This window comes from Terriglobus sp. YAF25 (assembly GCF_052113305.1).
In the GTDB taxonomy this organism is placed as follows: domain Bacteria; phylum Acidobacteriota; class Terriglobia; order Terriglobales; family Acidobacteriaceae; genus Terriglobus.
Genome location: NZ_JBFRCY010001071.1, coordinates 1 through 1,009 on the forward strand (window position 1 = coordinate 1; position 1,009 = coordinate 1,009).

Here is a 1,009-nt window from a genome sequence, read left to right on the forward strand (position 1 = left end):
CAATTACCACGTATCGCCACTGACGGCCGCGCAAGGCGGCATCATGGCCGCCTATCTACTGGACAAAAGGCGGAACTCAACACTGTTCCATGAGTCGGAGACACTCGCCGGCCAGGTACTCGCCAGCCTGAACGCACCTGATTGCGTATTCCACTTGGAGATCTTCACCACGGAGGCGGGGCTGACTTTCGGCGAGTGCGCCATCCGTATTCCAGGAGGGCTGACCCCTCAGATGACCCAGTTGACATTCGGCGTCGACCTCTTCGACGTCGAAATCAGCCTCGCGCTCGGGGAAGGGGCATCGAAAGAACTGAGCAAGAACAGGACGCCGGATCGATTCCACGGCTGCATTCTGCTGCGCCCCGGCAAGGACGGCAAGCTGACCCAAGCAGACTTCGAACGCAACTTCGTTTTCGATGAGATTGATTACAATTCATCTCCTGATGCGCCGATCGGGCCGTACGGCCTCGTCGGCAAGGCAATCGTATCCGACCCGGACGAGCTTAAACTGCAGAAAAAGATCGAGGACATTGTGCGCTTCAACGAGACCGGGTCCACCTGATCCGTCGGCCCCCGGAGCGAGCCGTCGGCCCGGAACGTCCGGCGCCCATGAGATCACCTCGCCGCGCCCCTGTGCGCCGCGGGCGCCACGCCGCGTCCGGCCCCGGCCGCATCCACCTGTGACTCACCACCTGTGACCCGCCCAAGATCCGTGACATCCCCAGGGTCCCCACAACCATCCGTCCGTGATGGGAATTCAGCGCCGGGCCCCGTGTCGTTCGCGACACGCCGCGCCCGAGCTTCTGCTCCCTCTTGTTTTCCGTGACTTCCTATCGGAGGACTTCCCCATGCCGGATCGACTTCCTGCTGCGACGCTCCCTCAGCTGCTTGAACGTGCCGCGTCCGACGCCACGCACGGCGTTACCTTCATTGACGGTCCGTTCCTGTCGTACGCCGAGTTGCGGGAGTGCGCCTGCCGGATTTCCCAAGGGCTGCGCGACTACGGCAC

At 62.7% G+C, this 1,009-nt stretch carries 1 protein-coding gene; it reads left to right on the forward strand.

Annotated elements, in window-relative coordinates:
- Positions 1 to 562 (forward strand): hypothetical protein (locus AB4043_RS26600; RefSeq protein WP_442308674.1); only part of this gene is annotated, 562 nt, incomplete at its 5' end.
- Positions 563 to 1,009: the final 447 nt, after the last annotated feature.